At 47.9% G+C, this 18,798-nt stretch carries 18 protein-coding genes; 15 read left to right on the top strand and 3 right to left on the bottom strand.

Annotated elements, in window-relative coordinates; all coding sequences use genetic code 11:
- The first annotated feature begins 1 nt into the window (after position 1).
- The 13 genes from D081_RS06780 (at position 2) to D081_RS06720 (ending at position 14,199) form a co-directional block, all read left to right on the top strand.
- A complete protein-coding gene (locus D081_RS06780; RefSeq protein WP_085023424.1) occupies positions 2-310 on the top strand; it encodes a ribosomal L7Ae/L30e/S12e/Gadd45 family protein in 309 nt (102 codons plus the stop codon).
- A gap of 18 nt (positions 311-328) precedes the next feature.
- Positions 329-2,962: a translation initiation factor IF-2 gene (infB, locus tag D081_RS06775; protein WP_085023423.1), complete on the top strand. Its 2,634-nt coding sequence runs from the start codon at positions 329-331 to the stop codon at positions 2,960-2,962.
- Between the two features lie 19 nt (positions 2,963-2,981).
- Positions 2,982-3,338, top strand: coding sequence for a 30S ribosome-binding factor RbfA (gene rbfA, locus D081_RS06770; protein WP_085023422.1), 357 nt, complete (start codon positions 2,982-2,984; stop codon positions 3,336-3,338).
- A 4-nt stretch (positions 3,339-3,342) separates the two neighbouring features.
- Positions 3,343-4,284 carry a bifunctional oligoribonuclease/PAP phosphatase NrnA gene (locus D081_RS06765; protein WP_085023421.1) on the top strand — a complete coding sequence of 314 codons (942 nt, stop codon included), beginning with the start codon at positions 3,343-3,345 and terminating at the stop codon, positions 4,282-4,284.
- Positions 4,285-4,425: 141 nt separating this feature from the next.
- Positions 4,426-5,322, top strand: a complete 897-nt coding sequence (gene truB / locus D081_RS06760) for a tRNA pseudouridine(55) synthase TruB (protein ID WP_085023485.1) — start codon at positions 4,426-4,428, stop codon at positions 5,320-5,322.
- Positions 5,323-5,433: 111 nt separating this feature from the next.
- Positions 5,434-6,156, top strand: coding sequence for a hypothetical protein (locus tag D081_RS06755; RefSeq protein WP_085023420.1), 723 nt, complete (start codon positions 5,434-5,436; stop codon positions 6,154-6,156).
- Positions 6,157-6,197: 41 nt separating this feature from the next.
- A complete protein-coding gene (locus D081_RS06750) occupies positions 6,198-6,830 on the top strand; it encodes a CheB methylesterase domain-containing protein (RefSeq protein WP_198941964.1) in 633 nt (210 codons plus the stop codon).
- 222 nt (positions 6,831-7,052) lie between these two features.
- Positions 7,053-8,177, top strand: coding sequence for an ABC transporter ATP-binding protein (locus D081_RS06745; protein ID WP_085023419.1), 1,125 nt, complete (start codon positions 7,053-7,055; stop codon positions 8,175-8,177).
- Entirely contained in the window at positions 8,170-9,819 is a 1,650-nt protein-coding gene (locus D081_RS06740; RefSeq protein WP_085023418.1) for an iron ABC transporter permease, read from the top strand. Before D081_RS06745 ends, D081_RS06740 begins: the two co-directional genes overlap by 8 nt.
- Before the next feature lie 31 nt (positions 9,820-9,850).
- The gene (locus tag D081_RS06735) at positions 9,851-10,894 is read left to right on the top strand and encodes an ABC transporter substrate-binding protein (protein ID WP_085023417.1); all 1,044 of its coding nucleotides are present in this window, start codon (positions 9,851-9,853) and stop codon (positions 10,892-10,894) included.
- A 160-nt stretch (positions 10,895-11,054) separates the two neighbouring features.
- Entirely contained in the window at positions 11,055-12,605 is a 1,551-nt protein-coding gene (locus D081_RS06730) for a sensor histidine kinase (RefSeq protein ID WP_085023416.1), read from the top strand.
- On the top strand, positions 12,598-13,362 hold the full coding sequence (locus D081_RS06725; RefSeq protein WP_085023415.1) for a response regulator: 765 nt from the start codon (positions 12,598-12,600) through the stop codon (positions 13,360-13,362). Before D081_RS06730 ends, D081_RS06725 begins: the two co-directional genes overlap by 8 nt.
- 12 nt (positions 13,363-13,374) lie before the next feature.
- Positions 13,375-14,199 (top strand): HAD-IIB family hydrolase, encoded by an 825-nt coding sequence (locus tag D081_RS06720; RefSeq protein ID WP_085023414.1) that lies wholly within the window; start codon positions 13,375-13,377, stop codon positions 14,197-14,199.
- Between the two features lie 37 nt (positions 14,200-14,236).
- On the opposite strand, the gene D081_RS06715 is transcribed toward D081_RS06720, so the two are convergent.
- The 3 genes from D081_RS06715 to D081_RS06705 are packed head-to-tail and all read right to left on the bottom strand — an operon-like array spanning position 14,237 to position 16,176.
- Positions 14,237-14,995 (bottom strand): sulfite exporter TauE/SafE family protein, encoded by a 759-nt coding sequence (locus D081_RS06715; protein ID WP_085023413.1) that lies wholly within the window; start codon positions 14,993-14,995, stop codon positions 14,237-14,239.
- 28 nt (positions 14,996-15,023) lie between these two features.
- On the bottom strand, positions 15,024-15,611 hold the full coding sequence (locus D081_RS06710; RefSeq protein ID WP_085023412.1) for a hypothetical protein: 588 nt from the start codon (positions 15,609-15,611) through the stop codon (positions 15,024-15,026).
- Entirely contained in the window at positions 15,562-16,176 is a 615-nt protein-coding gene (locus D081_RS06705) for a hypothetical protein (RefSeq protein ID WP_085023411.1), read from the bottom strand. The genes D081_RS06710 and D081_RS06705 overlap by 50 nt, the downstream gene beginning before the upstream one ends.
- A 354-nt stretch (positions 16,177-16,530) precedes the next feature.
- Here D081_RS06705 and speD point away from each other — a divergent pair, with 354 nt between their 5' ends.
- Both speD and D081_RS06695 read left to right on the top strand, forming a co-directional pair.
- Positions 16,531-17,331, top strand: a complete 801-nt coding sequence (speD, locus tag D081_RS06700; RefSeq protein ID WP_085023410.1) for an adenosylmethionine decarboxylase — start codon at positions 16,531-16,533, stop codon at positions 17,329-17,331.
- A 15-nt stretch (positions 17,332-17,346) separates the two neighbouring features.
- Positions 17,347-18,795 carry an aminotransferase class I/II-fold pyridoxal phosphate-dependent enzyme gene (locus D081_RS06695; RefSeq protein WP_085023409.1) on the top strand — a complete coding sequence of 483 codons (1,449 nt, stop codon included), beginning with the start codon at positions 17,347-17,349 and terminating at the stop codon, positions 18,793-18,795.
- The last annotated feature ends 3 nt before the right edge of the window (positions 18,796-18,798 follow it).

Here is an 18,798-nt window from a genome sequence, read left to right as displayed (position 1 = left end):
TATGGACAAGACGAAAATATTGAATCTGCTTAGTATGGCACAGCGGGCCAACAAGGTGGTATCCGGTGACTTCGCTGTAACCAAGGCAGTACAAGGACGAAAAGCCTTGCTGATGATTGTGGCAGAGGATGCCTCAGAGGAAACGAAAAAGAATTATCAGCACATGGCGGATGATGCAGAAATTAACGTATATTATCTATTTGACAGAGAAGAACTTGGTCACTGTATCGGAAAGGATTTCCGGGCGGTGGCTGCCATAATGGATAAGGGCTTTGCAGATGCTTTATCCAAACTCTTTGAAGACAGATAGTCATTCGGGGGTGGATTGATGAGAATACACGAATTTGCAAAAGAAATAAATACAGAGAACAAGAAGATTATTGAGATATTAGAGCGGAATAACATCACCGGCAAGAAGCATTCCAGTTCCATCAGTGACAGCGAAAAGAAGCTGGTGCTGGATGCCATGAAGGGTGCGGCTGCACCGAAGAAGAGTGAACCGGCCAAAAAGGCCGAGGCTCCAAAGAAGGCTGAGGCACCAAAGAAGCCACAGCCACAGGCAGAAGCACCAAAGGCTCCAAAGCAGCCGGAAAAGAAGGCTGAGAGCAAGCCAAGTGACCATAAGCCGGAGCAAAAGCCAGAACACAGGGCTGAGCACAAGCCGGAGCAGAAAAAGCAGCATGAGGCCAAGACTGGCGACCAGCCAGTAAAGAAGGGCGGCTTCAGTGCACCACGTCCGGTAAATAACAACGGCAGCCATAACAATCGCAATTTTGACCGCAACCGCAATAACGGTGAGCGGAAGAATAATGGCGGCCAGGGTGGCTTTGAGCGTAACCGCAATGAAGGCGGCTTTGACAACCGTCCGCAGCAGGGCAAGAAGGCTGGTGGACATATGAGCAGACAGATGCCGGTAATGAACGATGGCGGCCGTAACGACCGTAATGAGCGTAACGAGCGTAATGACCGCAACAGAAACGACAGAAATAATCGTATGGAGCGTAATGACCGTATGGAGCATAATGATCATATCCGCAATGGTAAGGATCGCAACAAGAACAACAGAAATAACAACTTTAAGAATGGCGGCGGCTTTGGCAATAACAACAACCGCAATGGCAAGAACTTCCGTGGCAACAAGAACAACCGCAACGGCAAGGGCCAGCAGCCAGCTCCTAAGATGGAAATCGCCCGTCCTAAGCTGATTAAGGTTGGTGAGACCATCGTTGTCAAGGATCTGGCCAGCAAGATCAGCTGTACTGCTGCCGACATTATCAAGAAGTTGATGCTCATGGGCGTTATGGCTACCATTAACCAGGATATTGACTTTGATACTGCTACTTTGGTAGCTGCCGAGTTCGGCGTAAATGTTGAGGAGCTTCCTCCTGAGGTTGATCTTACTGAGATTCCGGAGATCGAGGATGATCCTAAGACTCTGGTTATTCGTCCACCTGTTGTTACTGTAATGGGTCACGTAGACCATGGTAAGACCTCCCTGCTGGATTGCATCCGCAGCTCTGCCGTTACCTCCACCGAGGCCGGCGGTATTACCCAGCACATTGGTGCATATCAGGTTATGTGCCAGGGCAAGAAGATTGTATTCCTTGATACTCCGGGCCATGAGGCATTTACTGCCATGCGTGCCCGCGGTGCACAGGTTACCGATATTGCAATTCTGGTAGTTGCAGCCGACGACGGCGTAATGCCTCAGACCATCGAGGCAATTAACCATGCCAAGTCTGCTGAGGTGCCAATTATCGTTGCCATCAACAAGATCGATAAGCCAGGCGCTGACCCTATGCGGGTTAAGAATGAGCTCATGGAGCATGGCCTGGTTTCCGAGGATTATGGCGGAGACACCATTATGGTTGAGGTTTCTGCCAAGAAGCGCATGAACATTGACGAGCTGCTGGAGATGGTTCTGCTGGTTGCTGAGGTTCAGGAGCTTAAGGCCAACCCTAAGCGTGATGCCCGTGGTATCATCATCGAGGCACAGCTGGACAAGGGCCGTGGTCCTGTGGCAACTGTACTGGTACAGAATGGTACTCTCCACATCGGTGATTCCATTATTGCCGGCACCTGCTATGGTAAGGTTCGTGCCATGACCAACGACCGTGGTGAGAACGTAAAGAAGGCTGGTCCTTCCGTTCCTGTTGAGGTACTTGGTCTTAACGACGTTCCTTCCGCCGGTGATGAGCTGGCTGTACTGGAGGAGAAGCTCTGCCGTACCATCGCTGAGAAGCGTATCGAAAAGCAGCGTAATGATCTCATTCATTCCAGAAAGGTATCCCTTGACGATCTGTTCAACCAGATTCAGGAGGGTCAGCTGAAGGACCTCAATATTCTGGTTAAGGCTGACGTACAGGGTTCCGTAGAGGCATTGAACAGCTCTCTGCTGAGCCTCAACAAGAACGACGAGGTTCGTGTAAATATTATTCATTCCGGCGTAGGTGCTGTTAATGAGTCCGATGTTATGCTGGCAACAGCTTCCAACGCCCTTATTATCGCCTTCAATGTCCGTCCTGATGCCAATGCCCGCCGCATTGCTGAAAGTGAGGATATTGATATCCGCACCTACCGCGTTATCTATGATGCTATCAACGATGTTAAGGATGCTATGTCCGGCATGCTGGCTCCTAAGTTTAAGGAGGTTATCCAGGGCCAGGTAGAAATCCGTCAGGTAATGGTATTTAACAAGACCTTGAAGGTAGCCGGCTCTTACGTTCTTGAGGGCAAGATTACCAACAAGTCCAAGATCCGTATTGTTCGTGACAACATTGAGGTATTCGATGGTGAGCTGGAGGATCTGCGCCGCTTCAAGGATGCAGTCAAGGAAGTGGCTGCCGGCTATGAGTGCGGTATTACCATTAAGGATTACAGCGACTTCCGTGAAGGCGATATTATTGAGGCCTATACCATGGAAGAAATTGAGACCAACATCAATGATGTGAACAAGGACTGATGAGGAGGGCGAGTTTTATATGAGCCAGCTTCGTATTGAAAAGATTCAGGAGCTTATGAAGCAGGAAATCAGCCAGATTATCCTGCAGGAGCTGAAGGATCCCCGCATTGGCTTTGTTACTGTAACCCAGGTGGAAATCACCCGGGATTTGAGCATTGCCAAGGTGTTTGTCAGCATTATGGGCAATGACAAGCAGATTGAGGACACCTGGAACGGGTTAAACAGCTCCTTGGGCTTCATTCGCCGTGAGGTGGGGCACCGCATCAGATTGCGGGTAACTCCTGAGCTGAAATTTGTTCTGGACAAATCATTGGATTACAGCGATCACATTCAGAAGCTGCTCTTGCAGATTGAAAAAGAGCAGACACAGGGATAATGTTATGATTATTTCTTTAAAGGAAACAGCAGACAGGCTGATGGCCGCCAAGAGCCTGGTATTGACAGCTCATGTCAATCCGGATGGTGATGCCATTGGCTCCTGTCTGGGGCTAAAGTTTATGCTGGAAAAGCTGGGAAAAAAGGTGAGGGTCCTCATTGATGATGACCTTCCAAAGTTCCTTGGCGTTCTTCCGGGCATAGACACAATAGAAAAACCGGAGGCTGAAAGCTATGAGGCCGATTATCTGGTTATTTTGGATGCCAGCCTGGACCGGGTGGGCACTGTAATTGAAAAATGCAAGGCGCCAACCTTGAATATTGACCATCACCGCACCAATGACGAAAAGGCGGATTACCTTTGTCTTGATGCCAAAAGTGCGGCCACATGTGAGATTATTTTTGAGTTGGGCAAGGAATTGGGGGTGGAGTTTGATATAAACTCCGCCACACCAATTTATACGGGTTTGGCCACAGACTCCGGATATTTCAGATATTCCAATACTACTCCTCATACCATGAGGGCGGCAGCGGAGCTTCTGGAGACCGGTATCAGGCCTGAAATGATTTCTGAGGCTATTGAAACCAAGGATTTTGCAGTGGTTCAGGGTATGGCCAGGGCTCTGCAGACCATTGAGCTTCATGCTGATGGCAGGGTTGCCGGCCTGTTTCTGGACAATGAGCTGACGGAATCACTGGAAACTACTGAGGGCTTTATTGATCATGTGAGAGTGATTGATGGCGTTGATGTGGCAGTGCTGTTAAAGGCTGTGGAGCCTGAAGTTTGCCGTGTCAGCATGCGTTCCAAGAAAACAGACGTGGCAAATATTGCAGTTGGTCTTGGAGGCGGCGGCCATATCAGGGCTGCCGGCTGTACCATTGAAAAGCCTTTTGCCCAGGCCAAGGCAGAAATATTAAAAGAGATAGAAAAGTCACTTGCAGAATAACGAGATAAAGATGTTTAGGTGGGGAAAACAAACTATAACAGATGGTAAGCATATTTCCCATCTCGTTGAAACGCTAATTGGAAGATTTTTCTTCTAAAGAAGAAAAATTTGAACAATGGCGTTATAAGGATTTTTGTATTTATGGAAGGCTTTATTAATTTTCTAAAGCCGCCGGGCATGACCTCCCACGATGCAGTGGGATTGGTGCGCCGTGTGCTCCACGAAAAGCATGTGGGGCATGCGGGTACCCTTGACCCTGGTGCGGCGGGTGTATTGCCTATTGCAGTGGGCAGGGCGGCCCGTTTAATTGAATACCTTGACAATGTAAGCAAGTCCTACAGGGCAGAGATGCTGTTAGGTGTGGAGACCGATAGCGGCGATGATACGGGGAAGGTCCTGGAACGGGTTGATTCCTTTGATATGCCTGCTGTGGAGCGGGTGGAGGAAGTATTTAAGGAGTTCACCGGTACCATTGTTCAGGTGCCTCCGGCTCATTCTGCTATTAAGATTAATGGGCGTCGGGCATGTGACTTGATTCGCCAGGGCATTCACGTGGATATTCCATCAAGACAGGTGGAGATTCACAGCCTGAGGCTCCTTGAAAAGGATGACGGAAAAAAAACACTGCTCTTTAATGTGGACTGCTCCAAGGGAACCTACATCCGTTCGTTGTGCCAGGACATGGGACAGGCTCTGGGAATACCGGCCACCATGTCATTTTTAATACGGACGGCAGTGGGCAGATTCCGCCTGGCTGATGCGGTGTCCGTTGAGGAATTGCAGGAGCTGGGGGACAGGGCATTGCTGAGCTCCGAGGAATACATTGGACATATCAGGCGGTATGATATTAATCCAAAGCGGCGAAAGGCCTTTTGCAATGGACTTTCATCGGATGACAGGTCCTTTGTGGCAGCTTCTTCCGATTCTGAAAATGAGATACTTAGGGTTTATGCCAGTGGAGAATTTTTGGGTATAGGCCATTACGACAAAAAAAATAAGACTATAGTCCCAGATAAGGTTTTGGCTATAAATAGCTAACTTGGTGAACTTTTATATTTTTTACCCAAAACTCTGATAATATTTCGTATTGTACTTAAATTGATACTCCTGTATAATTGAAGTAGTGTAGTATAGAGGGGTGTGTCTATTATGGACAAGGACAATATTCCAAGCACGGTGAAGCTCCGTTCCGAGATGGAGCTGAGCAATAAGATTATTGATGCTTTGTGCTACAGTTATCAAGGGGTTTATTATGTTAATCTTGCCACGGGGCAGGTCCGCAGCTACCGTATGGCCCGTTTTGTACGGGACAAATTTGGGGAGCAGTTTGCCAGCGGCGATTATGAAACCCACATATATAACTTTGTGCGAAATGCCGTGTACCGTGAAGACCAGGAGCTCTTTGAACCTATACTCACCATTTCCAATCTGCGTAAGATTTTTTCCCGGCAGATGGCTTACAGCTTTAATTATCGGACCTTCACCAATGATGAAATTCATTATGCTCAGGCTGAGGTCTTAAAGGTGCTGGACTCCAATGATGAGCTTGTCATGGCCTTTAAGAGCATGGATAAGCAGCAGCAGCTTCGGGAAAAGCATTACGAGAATGAACGCAAAATAGTTAAGGCCATGGGGCATCAGTTAAACGATGTGGCCCGGGGACCTTTATTAAACATAATAGAACAGTCAAAGGCGGCCAAGGAAGCGTCAAGGCGTAACGAAGAAATCAGTGAATACATGGACATCATCCGCAGGGATGGTGAGAGGCTGCTGGGCATACTGAATCTTATTTTCTCTGAGGAAAACACAGACAGGGATAAGATTGAGGAGACTATTATGAAGCTTGGCTCCCACGATAGGGATGATGTTTAACTTGCCGTGTTGTTCTTAGTTAAATCCAAGGATGTGATTTCTTGTTTGCATCGAAGATATCAGATAAAAAAGAATCATACTCCTCAGCCCCATCCTCTTGGTGCAGCCTTATAGCTATAGGCTCTTCCACTGGTGGTACAGAAGCCTTGTCTGAGATTCTGTCCAAGCTGAAGCCGCCTCTTCCTCCGGTTATGGTGGTGCAGCATATCAGTGCTACATTTTCCAAGCTTTTTGCTGCCAGACTGGACAGAGAGTGTGAGTTGGCGGTAAAAGAGGCAGTGGATGGCGAGTATGCCAAGCCTAATACCATATATATCGCACCGGGGGACAAGCATATGTCCATATCCGGCAATCCTTCATCCATCCGCATCACCTGTAAGGCAGGGGAGCGTATTCATGGTGTGCTTTCATCTGCAGATGTGCTTTTTGAATCTGTATCCAAGGTTATTGGACCCAAAGCGGTGGGGGTTATCCTTACCGGCATGGGGGTGGATGGTGCTGCAAAGCTGCTGGAAATGCGTCAGGCCGGCGCCAGAACCCTGGGGCAGGACGAGGCCTCGTGTGTGGTATATGGCATGCCAAAGGCAGCCTTTAATATGGGGGCTGTGGAAAGACAGGTCAGCCTGCAGAACATGGCTAACGAAATAACGAAATTGGTATATCCAAACAGATAAAAACGCGACTTGAAAGATCAACAGAGCTTTTGGGCCGCGTTTTTTGTTGCCCAATTTTACCCCTTGCCGTTTGACGAAATAGTGTCGAATTATACTGAATTTTCACACAAAGTTCAGTTTTGCTGACATTTATACAATATTTTGGCTTGTTTGGTATTATTGTGAGGGTTAAAATATGTATAAATCAATAAATAATAGGAAATTCGATTGGAGGAGTGGGCAATGAGTGTTGCCATTACGGCGGATAAAGTGGTTAAGCGGTATGGGGATTTGACTATTATACCCCAGCTGACCCAGAATATTAAAAACGGAGAGTTCTTCACCTTGTTGGGACCTTCGGGGTGTGGCAAAACCACACTTTTGCGTATGATTGCCGGATTTAACACCATTGAGGGTGGCCAGATCCGCTTCAATGAGCAGGTTATTAATGATATTCCGGCTCACAAGCGCAATATCGGCATGGTGTTCCAGAGCTATGCAATATTCCCGCATCTCACTGTTCGGGAAAATGTGGAGTATGGTTTGAAGCTTCGCAATATGTCCAAGGAAGAGATGAAGGAAAAGGTAGACAAGATTCTTGATGTTGTACAGATTACGGAGTATCAGGACAGGCTCCCGGAGCGTTTGTCCGGCGGTCAGCAGCAGCGTGTAGCACTGGCCCGTGCAATTGTTATTCATCCAAGTGTGCTGCTTATGGATGAGCCGCTGTCCAATCTGGATGCCAAGCTGCGTGTGGAAATGCGCTCGGCTATCCGGGAGGTACAGAAGCAGGTGGGTATTACCACAGTTTATGTAACCCACGATCAGGAAGAAGCCCTGGCGATTTCCGACAGAATCGCCGTTATGAGAAAGGGTGTAATTCAGCAGACTGGCACCCCACATACTATTTATACCAGACCTTATAATGTGTTCGTAGCTACCTTTATCGGTCATTCCAACCTGTTTAAGGGGCGGATAGAAGAAGCTGATGGTGGCAAAGCAGTTGTTTTTGCAGATGGTTTTGTTCTGCCGATGAGTACTCTGAGCGAAGAGGGGAAAATTGGTGAGGATGTAACTATTGCTGTTCGTCCGGAAGAATTTTCCATCCGGGGTGAAGGACAGGGAATAAAGTGCACCATAAAAACTAAGGTGTTCCTGGGCAAATACATCACTTATGGCTTGGATTTCCCGGAGGATATGCTTGTTCCAAACCAACCATCCATCGAGTATAGCCAGGATTTGGGTCATGCTGAAAAGGTATTTGAAATTGGTGATACGGTTTATCTGAAGCCTAATGCCGCCAAGATCAATGTATTCCGTGCAGATGGCAGCAAGAGCCTGATGGAAGGTGTGGTGGAAAATGAATAAGAAATTCCAGTGGGATTTTTGGGCATGGATTACTCTGCTTTCCATTGTGGTTTTTGGATTGTTTTTGATATATCCGTTGTTCTCCCTGTTCGCCAGTGCATTTGAGGATGCCAGTACCGGGGCCTTTACCATGAGTAACTTCACCCTCTTCTTTGAGAGGAAGTATTACTATCAGTCCATGATTAACAGCTTCAGCGTCACCGCTTGTGTGACGGTGCTGGCAGTGGTTATCGGTACGGCCCTGGCCTACTTTATGACCCTGTTTAAGGTTCGGGGCAAGAATATCGTGGAAATCTGCATCATCATTTCCCTGTTGTCTCCACCGTTTATCGGTGCTTATTCCTGGATCTTGATTGGTGGCCGCAGCGGTATATTGACCCAGTGGATGGCCAGCATGGGTATAGATTTCCCATCAATTTACGGTTTTGCCGGAATATTGCTGGTTCTGACCCTGAAGCTCTATCCATTCATTTATCTCTATGTGGCCGGAGCCATGAAAAATATCGACTCGGCCTTGATTGAGGCAGCGGAGAGTCTGGGCTGCAGCGGTATCAAGAAAGTAGTTACCATCATGCTGCCGCTGATTACACCAACTATTCTTGCCGGTGCCCTGATGGTATTCATGAATGCCATGGCAGACTTCGGTACACCAATGCTGATTGGTGAAGGCTTCAACGTTATGCCGGTTATGATTTACTCTGAGTTCATCAACGAGGTTGGTGACCAGGCCAACTTTGCAGCGGCCATGGCGGCCATTATGGTATTGATTACCTCTACAATTTTCATGCTGCAGAAATATGTCGTAAATAAGAAATCCTTCACCATGAGTTCCCTGCGTCCTCTGCCGGTGGGGGAGATGAAGGGCATTAAGAATGTCATCATGCATGTTTGCATCTATTTGCTGGTGGCTTTGTCCATGATTCCACAGATGGTGGTTATCTATACTTCATTCCTTAAGACCAACGGTGCCATTTTCGTTGATGGCTATTCATTGGACAGCTATCGCACCATATTTGGTTCCCTGGGGACTGCCATTAGCAATACTTACTTGTTCAGTACAGCAGCCATGGCCATGATTGTGTTCCTTGGTATGACAGTGGCTTATCTGACTACCCGCAAAAAGAGCTGGCTCACGGATATCATTGATACCCTGACCATGTTCCCTTATATCATTCCAGGGTCAGTACTTGGTATTACCCTGCTGCTGGCCTTTAATGACGATCCTATTCTTCTGTCGGGTACAGCGATTATCATCATTATTTCACTGGTTATCCGTCGTTTGCCGTACACCCTTCGTTCCAGCTCGGCCATTCTTTATCAGCTGAGTCCGAGTCTGGAGGAGGCTTCCATAAGCCTGGGTGCTTCACCTCTCAAGACCTTCTTTAAGGTTACGGCAGTAATGATGTTGCCTGGCGTTATGAGTGGTGCCATTATTTCCTGGATTACGGCTATTAACGAATTAAGTTCATCGGTTATCCTCTTTACAGGAGCCACGAAAACCATGTCGGTTGCAATCTATACCGAGGTTATCCGTGCCAGCTACGGTACGGCGGCGGCCCTGTCCACTATCCTTACGATAACGACCATCACGGCCATGGTTATCTTCTTCAAGGTATCCGGCCGTCGGGATGTTACGTTATAACGTTATAACATTTTTTTAAGGAGGTTTCGTTATGAAGCTGAAAAGACTTATTGCCGTGCTGGTAGGCATGGCGATGCTCATCACCTGCTTTGCCGGTTGCGGCGGTGGTGACAAGAAGGAAGCGGAGAAAGCCGCTGGTAGTGAAGAAAACAAGCTTGTTATTTACTGCCCGCATCCGCTGGCCTTTATCAACCCATTGGTGGAGGAGTTTGAGAAGCAGAGCGGCGTAAAGGTTGAAGTAGTAGCCGCCGGTACAGGGGAGCTTTTGAAACGTGTGGAATCTGAGAAAGCCAACCCACTGGCCGACATCTTCTGGGGTGGTTCTCTCTCCACTGTAAAGCCTAAGGCTGCTCTCTTTGAGGAGTATCGTTCCGTAAACGAAGACCACATTCAGAAGGATTTCAAGAATGTGGAAGGCTCCATCACCCGCTTCACTGATATTCCAAGTGTTATCATGATTAACACTAACCTGATCGGTGATGTTAAGGTAGAAGGCTATGAGGATTTGCTGAATCCAGCCCTCAAGGGTAAGATCGCTTTTGCTGATCCTTCCAAATCTTCTTCTTCCTACGAGCACATTATTAATATGCTCTATGCTATGGGCAAGGGCAACCCAGACAATGGTTGGGATTATGTGACCAAGCTGGCCAAGAACCTCGATGGCAAGCTGCTGTCCGGTTCCTCCGCTGTATACAAGGGAGTTGCTGATGGTGAGTATGCTGTAGGTCTTACCTTTGAAGAAGGCGGCGCAAAGTACGTTGCTGATGGCGCACCTGTTAAGCTGGTTTACATGAAGGAAGGCGTAATTTCCAAGCCAGATGGTATTTATATCGTCAAGAATGCTAAGCACATGGAAAATGCCAAGAAGTTCATCGACTTTATCACCAGCAAGGAAGCTCAGACTCTGATTACCCAGAAGCTCCATCGTCGCAGTGTTCGCGATGACGTAGATGCTCCTGTAGGTCTGTTGCCAAAGAATGAGATTAAGTCCATTACTGATGATGAGGAAGTAGTAAACAAGAACAAGAAGGCATGGCTGGATAAGTTCAGAGATATCTTCACCAGCGTGCAGTAATACTAGGTAACTTAGGTACTTTAATAGCGTGGAAAGCCAAAGCTTCTTTTGAACGGACAGCTGGTTTTTCACGCTATTTTATTATCTTCATAATTGGAAGAAAAATTTGCACAATTGCGTTATAATAAAGTAGTAATATTTAACGAAAGGAGCGGCCCGCATGCACCGTTATTTGGAATCCCGTCTGCAACGGACTTTGGCCTGGTATGCTTTGGTACCTGTGCTGGTAATGGTCTTTTTGGGGTCGTTGTTAATGCTGGACAGCTGGCGACATGCTGTTATCCAGGTAAATCATGAAGCCCGGGAGCTGGCGGCAGATGTCCTGTCAAATGTCAGTCAGGATTTTTTGCAGCGTTCCAAGGTGGAAGCTGAATTTCTGGGGACTGTGCCGGATATTTCACTTTGGGAGACGGATAAGGGCCTAAGGGCGGAGGCCTTTGCCCGCCTATACCATGATACCGGCTATCGGGGCGTGGATTTTTATCTGCTGGATATCCAGGGCAGGCTTATTTTAGGCAGCCAGGACAAGCTGCCAGCAGAGTTGCTGCCAGGGGTACGTGACTGGGGGATATGGTCACGGCTGTATAATCGGCCAGACGCTTCACAGCTGGAATTTTTGCCACAGTCTGACGGGCAGGATTTAATTTGTGGACAGGCTGTTCGTATTAAGGGCCAGGTGGCAGGCTTCCTGATTTATATTCTGCCATCTGAGTATTTGCAGCATTTGGCCGGTGATGGTCGGGCAGGTATCATTTTAGTTGATAGGCTCGATAATGCCCGGTTGGTTAAATCGGCTGACAAGATAGTAAACCACCGCAAGGTGCAGGGGGAATTTCTCAATAAGCGCAATGGCTTGGTATCAAGCTCCAAGGGTATCTACTATGTATCTCAGCAGGATATATTTTTTGGCAATGAAACCTATCGGCTCCAGTCTGTGTCAGAAGTTTCAGACTTGCTTATGCGTTACGGCATAGGAGTGGGGGCAATGCTGCTGGTTATACTGCTCATGGTACCGCTTATTATGCGTAGCATCGCCCAGGAAACCAAGATGACGGCCCAGGCAGTGGATGACTTGACTGTCATTGCGGAGCTGCGGGAGCTGGAATCCCAGTTTAACCCACATTTCCTATTCAACACCTTGGAAAATATAAAATTTATGGTGCGTTTGGACCCTGGGGCGGCTACGGAAATGATTATGGCCCTGTCGTCCCTGTTGCGATACAGTATTACCAGTGGTGGGCAGCAGGTGGAGCTTAGAGAAGACATAAAGTATTTGGAAAGCTACATGAAAATTCAGCAGTACCGTTTTGGCAGCCGTCTGGAATTTAACGCCGACATAGAATCGGCAGCACGCTCAGCTGCTGTTCCCAAGCTGCTGTTTCAGCCGCTGTTGGAAAATGCCATTAAATATGGTGAAGATGAAGATGGCAAGCTGCGGATCAGCTTTCAGGTGCAGGTTATTGACGGGCAGCTCCATGTTCTGGTGAAGGATTCTGGCCGGGGCATTGAGGAGGAAAAGCTTGCCCAGCTGCGCAATCTTTTGGAAAGCAGCGAAAATGATACGGGACATTGGGGACTCTTTAATGTGCAGCGGCGATTGCAGCTGCTCTATGGCACTGACTATGGCCTTACGCTGAGCTGTCCACCGGATGGCGGCACGGAAATTAGCCTGAGACTGCCCCTGACAAAGAAGGAGCAAAAAAATGCTTAATTTGGTTATTGTGGAAGATGAAGAAATAATCCGTCGTGGACTGGTGTGTACCATCGATTGGCTGAAAATGGGGGCCAAGGTGGTGGGGGAGGCCGCCAACGGCAAGGAGGCCCTGGAGGTCATTGAGGCTACCAAGCCGGATGTGATACTGACGGATATTAAGATGCCGGTGATGGATGGCATTGCCATGACGGAGGCACTGAAGGCAGCGGAAAATCCTGCCAAAATAATATATCTCACCAGTTATGCGGATTTTTCTTATGCCCAGCGGGCACTGCAGCTGGATGTTACCGACTATCTGCTTAAGCCGGTCAATGAGGCGGATTTAACCAATGCCCTGGCCAAAATTGACGGAAAACGGGAAAAGCAGAAGCAGGAGGAATTGTCCTGGGATGAGGGCTTGCGGGCCGCTTATCATACGGGCAACCCTTATGTACAAAATGTGCTGAAGCGCATTGAGGAAGGCTTTAAGGGGCATCTGAGCGGTGAGACCATTGCTGAGGAGCTGGGAGTTTCCTTCAGCTATCTTTCCCGTAAGCTAAAGGAGGAAACTGGGCTGACCTTCGGGGGCCTTTTAACCCAGTACAGACTGCAGCAGGCCATCGAAATGCTCCAGACCGGCACATGGAGGGTATATGAGGTGGCAGAGCAGACGGGCTTTGGTGATTACAAGAATTTCACCCAGGCCTTTAAAAAGTATCTGCATACTACGCCAAAGGCATTTATGCAGGAAATAACTGTGGGTATCAAACTGTAAGGAGTTGTGATTATGGGGAAATATACAGGTAAAATGATTATTTCGGATTTGGATGGCACCTTGATTCCCCGGGGCGGTGTGATTTCCCCGGAAAACAGAGCGGCCATTGCGGATTTTGTGGCAGAGGGCGGACGTTTTGCCATTGCCACCGGCCGTACCCCGGAGGCAGCCTCCGGCTATGTGGAGGGGCTGCCAATCAACGCACCGTCGGTATTCTTTAATGGTGCCATGCTTTATGACTGGGAGAAGAAAAAGGTTATCAAAACCCTGCCCCTGACGGCGGGTGACAGCCAGAAGCTCTGGCCGCAGTTTGCCCGGGAGGCACTAAAGAATTTTTCTGAAGCCTGTCTGGAGGTCTATACTGCAGACAACTGTCATATTATTACCCCGGAGGCCAATGACGATCCACGTCTGCCACGGGAGTACTATAGCTATGCCCACACTGATCTGGAACAGCTTACAGATACGGTGAAGACCCCTTGGCTGAAATTTTTTGCCTGCGATAAGCACGCCCATTTGGAAAAATATGTGGCACTGGCAGAGAAAATGGGAGTAGCAGAGCTGGGCAACGGCTTTTACTCTGAGGATAACTACTATGAGTTCGTGGCAAAGAATGTTTCCAAGGGTTCCATGCTGACTTTTATCAGGGAAGAGCTGCCGGGCATCGAGATTATCGCCTGCGGTGACTACCTTAACGATAACGAAATGCTGGCTGCCGCCGACATCGGCATAGCCCCGGCCAACGCCCATGCCGACACAAAAAAGATAGCCAAGCATATCGGCTGTAGTGTTGAAGAGCATTTGCTGGAATGGATCATAAAAAATATTGTTAAATAAACTAAAAGACCTCCATGAAAATGGAGGTCTTTTTAAATTAGTACAACAACAGCATGACCAGCCCACCGGAGGCGGACATGGCTACCATAAAGAATTTCAATATTGGACGGGGAGCGAGGCGGGTTAGCTTGGCTCCGAGATAAGCTCCCACGGACTGGCCCACCAGAGTCTGGATGAATATCATAAGGTCCAGCTGGCCGTTAAGGAAATAGCCCATTCCACCGGCGATGGATATTGGAAGAATAACCATCATGCAGGTGCCAATGGCGTACAGCACAGGAACTCCAAAGATTATCATAAGGGTCAGCTGTATAAAGGCGGCCGCCCCGATGCCGAAGGCACCGGAGATAAGGCCGTTGACGCACCCGGCTATGCTTCCGTAAATGTATAGCTTATGCCCTTCCAGCAGGCCATCCCGGGGAGGAAAGTGCTTATTCAGCCATTCAGGCTGATATACCTTGATATACAGCAGTACTGCCGACAACACCATAATGGAGCCGGACATTTTCCCTAAAATATCTGAGGGAATAATATTGGATACATTGGCTCCCAGAAAAGCACCTACCATGCCGCTGATACCCAGGACAGCTCCCGTTTTAGGTATGACGTTGCCCTCCCGAAAATGACTGTAGGCACCGGACATTGTGGTAAAGACCATGGCAGACAGAGCCACGGCTAAAGCAGTATGTATAGGCACCAAGAACCCCACAGTGAGCAGGGCAATAGTAATCCCGGCCCCACCTATACCAATAAAGCCGATTATCATGCCCATTATAAGCATGGAAACAAATAACATAATATTACCTTCTATACTAAAAACTTGCTTAAAATGATTTGCTGGCAAAATATGTGTAAAGGATACCTGTCATCAAAAAGCTCATGGAAAAAAATCCGATTGTCATGAAGCTGAAAATGTGACGCTTTGGATTTATAAATCTCTTGAGCTTTGAGCTGTAGGTGTTGTTTACCATTACATAAGGAACGTCACTGAAAATCGGGTCAGCGTCAATGGTATTTACATCGCCGTAACCACCTTCAGCAGGTGCTCCGTGTTCCCCATAATAGCCATGCTCACCGTGATAGGACAGGTTGTTTTCCACAATGCCGTCAGGATTGGAACGGATATAGCCGTTTACATGCTCGATTTCTCCCGTAGGTGACAGGCGGTCATAGCCATTAACGTGATGATAGCCGCTTGGAGCCTTCACATAGCCGTCGTGACTGATGGCTCCATCGTGGGCTATGGCACTGTCGTGGGTGATGGCAGTATCATGTACCATCTCGCCCTCCGGGGCAAAATCACCATCATAGGTGTATTCACCGCCGGCTCCGCCGTCAATCATGCCGTCAGCAGATACCAGCTTAAGGAAGGGCAGAATCAGGGCAATAATCACCAAAGGAATGCTGCCCATAATGTTTAATGCCCCTGTAGCTGTATAGCCGTTGCGGTACTGCCAGTATAAAAGTGACTGAAACAGAAAGGCAATGGTGCAGGCACACAGGGAGACCAAGTAGCACTGATAAAAAAGATTGGCCTGGAGATTGGCAAACCAGGCTTCTGGAAAAAAAGTTCAAAATGTAATATGCTATGTCATACATAGGATTAACAAAGTAATAGAACTTCTCATCATATAAGCAGTAGGCCAAACCGTAAACCAGCAGTCCTGAAACTACAGCCCGCCAGTTTTTCAGCACAAAGCCAATCCGGGCCAAAAACAGCACCAGCATAATAATAAATGCTATGGGTGCCAAAAAGGGCAGAAGCGTGACCAGCCCGAAGGCTATAAGGGAAAAGAACAGCATCATGGCCAGCATACGCCAGGCAGTAGCCAAAAAGAAGCAGACAAAAAATACTATAACGGGGACGTTGCTTTCACTGAATGCCAGAATGTACATCATAAACAACAGCAGTGTTCCCACGCTGAGAAGATTTTTCAAGGATGCCATCTGCTTGAGCACCCATTCATTTTGTGTCATAATACTAAACTCCTAACTTACTTGATACACCATGTGAAAGTATAGCATAGGAGCCCCGGTATGTGTAGTAGTTTAAATTTTCTAAATATTAACAGCTCTGACAAGGAAAATCAACTATTAATGGAACTTGGAGAATACTTGCTTTTAGGAACTATTTAACATATAATTAGATATGCTTAAGAGGGAGAGATACCCAAATCAGCAACAACTGCAGAAGCAGCATTTTCGACTGTTCCGCAGCACAATGGCTCATTTGTGGTTAATTGCTGTTTTTTCTCAGGACGAACAGGGCACAGGCTGCTGCACCTGAGTTTTTTTATGTAAAAAATTACGATTTAGGGGCGTGAGATCAGATTGGAAGATAAGCTGAAACTTTACGGGTTTAACAACCTGACCAAATCCCTTAGCTTTAATATCTATGATATTTGTTATGCTAAGACACCAAGGGAACAAAAGGATTATATAAAATACATTGATTCCCAATACAACTCAGAGCGTCTGACAAAGATAATGTTTAAGGTTACGGAAATGATAGGCGCTCAGGTTCTTAGTGTGTCCAAACAGGATTATGACCCTCAGGGGGCCAGTGTTACTCTGCTCATAGCGGAGGAGGCTGCGGTTTCTTCCGGACAGAAGAAGCCACTGGGGGATACTGTGGTTAAGCCTGTCAGCGATACTATTTTGGCCCATTTGGACAAGAGCCACGTTACGGTGCATACCTATCCTGAATTCCATCCGGAGACCAGCATTGCTACATTCCGGGTGGATATTGATGTGGCCACCTGCGGTGAGATTACTCCGCTGAAGACTCTGGATTATCTCATTGGCATGTTCGATTCGGATATTATTACCATGGATTATCGGGTGCGGGGCTTTACCCGTGACCTGTCCGGCAGAAAGCTGTTCATGGACCATAATATTACTTCCATTCAGAACTTTATTGATAAAAAGACAATTAATAAATATGATACGGTGGATGTGAATGTATATCAGGCCAATTTGTTCCATACCAAGATGCTCATCAAGGAGCTGGACCTGAAGAACTATCTCTTTAATACGGATATTTACGAGATTCCACCAAAGACCCGCCTGGAAATACATGATAACCTGCGCAAGGAAATGATTGAAATCTTTAGCGGGAAAAATGTTTTCTAAGGAGATAAGGGAAGAATGAAATACTATTCTCAGGACAGTGCCCCTATTTTGGAGGCCTTGGAGAAAATGAAGCGGGCCCGTCTGGTACCCTTTGATGTGCCGGGCCACAAGCGGGGCCGGGGTAACCCGGAGCTGACAGAGTTTTTGGGAGAGCAGTGTCTGTCGGTGGATGTTAATTCCATGAAGATGCTGGACAACCTCTGTCATCCGGTGTCGGTTATCAAGGATGCTGAACAGCTGGCGGCAGATGCCTTTGGGGCGGCCCATGCCTTCTTTATGGTGGGGGGGACCACCTCGGCGGTGCAGGCCATGGTAATGACTGCCTGCAAGCGGGGGGACAAGATTATTATTCCCCGAAACGTACACAGAAGTGCCATCAATGCCATGATTCTCTGTGGGGCGGTGCCGGTGTATGTAAATCCGCAGATGGATTCCATGCTGGGGATTTCCTTGGGCATGAGCGTGTCCGATGTGGAGCAGGCTATCAGGGAAAATCCTGATGCCAAGGCGGTGTTCGTCAATAACCCAACCTATTACGGCATATGTTCAGATATAAAATCAATTGCAAAGCTGGCTCATGATAATGGCATGCTGCTGTTGGCAGATGAGGCTCATGGGTCTCATTTGTATTTCAGTGACAAGCTGCCAGTGGCGGCCATGCATGCAGGGGCGGATATGGCGGCCCTGTCCATGCACAAGTCCGGCGGCTCCCTTACCCAGAGCTCCATGCTGCTCATTGGGGACAGTGTGCCGGAGGGCTATGTTCATCAGATTATCAACTTGACCCAGACCACCAGCGCCTCCTATCTGCTGCTGGCCAGTCTGGATGTTTCCCGACGCAATATGGCCCTTAGGGGCGGGGAGATGATTGATAAAATCATTGATCTGGTGGAATATGCCCGGGATGAGATTAACGCCATTGGCGATTATTACGCTTATTCCAAGGAACTGATAAATGGGGATTCCATTTTTGATTTTGATATAACCAAGCTGTCGGTATATACCCGTTCCATTGGTCTGGCAGGCATTGAGGTTTATGACCTGCTGCGGGACGAGTACGATATTCAGACAGAATTTGGGGATATTGCCAATTTACTGGCCTATGTATCCGTGGGTGACAGGTTGAAGGATATTGAACGTCTGGTATCGGCCCTGGCAGAAATCCGGCGGAACTACCGTCAGACCGGCCGCAAGATGCTGAAGGCGGAATATATCAACCCGCAGGTGGTGTGCGGGCCTCAGGAGGCCTTTTATGGCGCGAAGGAGTCCCTTCCAATTGGTGATACAGTAGGCCGGGTGTGCAGCGAATTTGTTATGTGTTATCCGCCGGGGATTCCTATTCTGGCTCCGGGAGAGAGGATTACGGAGGAGATTCTCCAGTATATCCGCTATGCCAAGAAGAAGGGCTGTTCCATGACGGGCCCGGAGGATATGGATATCAGATTCCTTAATGTGATGAAATAAAGG

Origin of the sequence: Anaerovibrio sp. JC8 (assembly GCF_002100115.1) — a bacterium.
Taxonomy (GTDB): Bacteria; Bacillota; Negativicutes; order Selenomonadales; family Selenomonadaceae; genus Anaerovibrio.
Note: the sequence above shows the minus strand (reverse complement) of the source record. Positions and strands in the feature narration are given on the sequence as shown.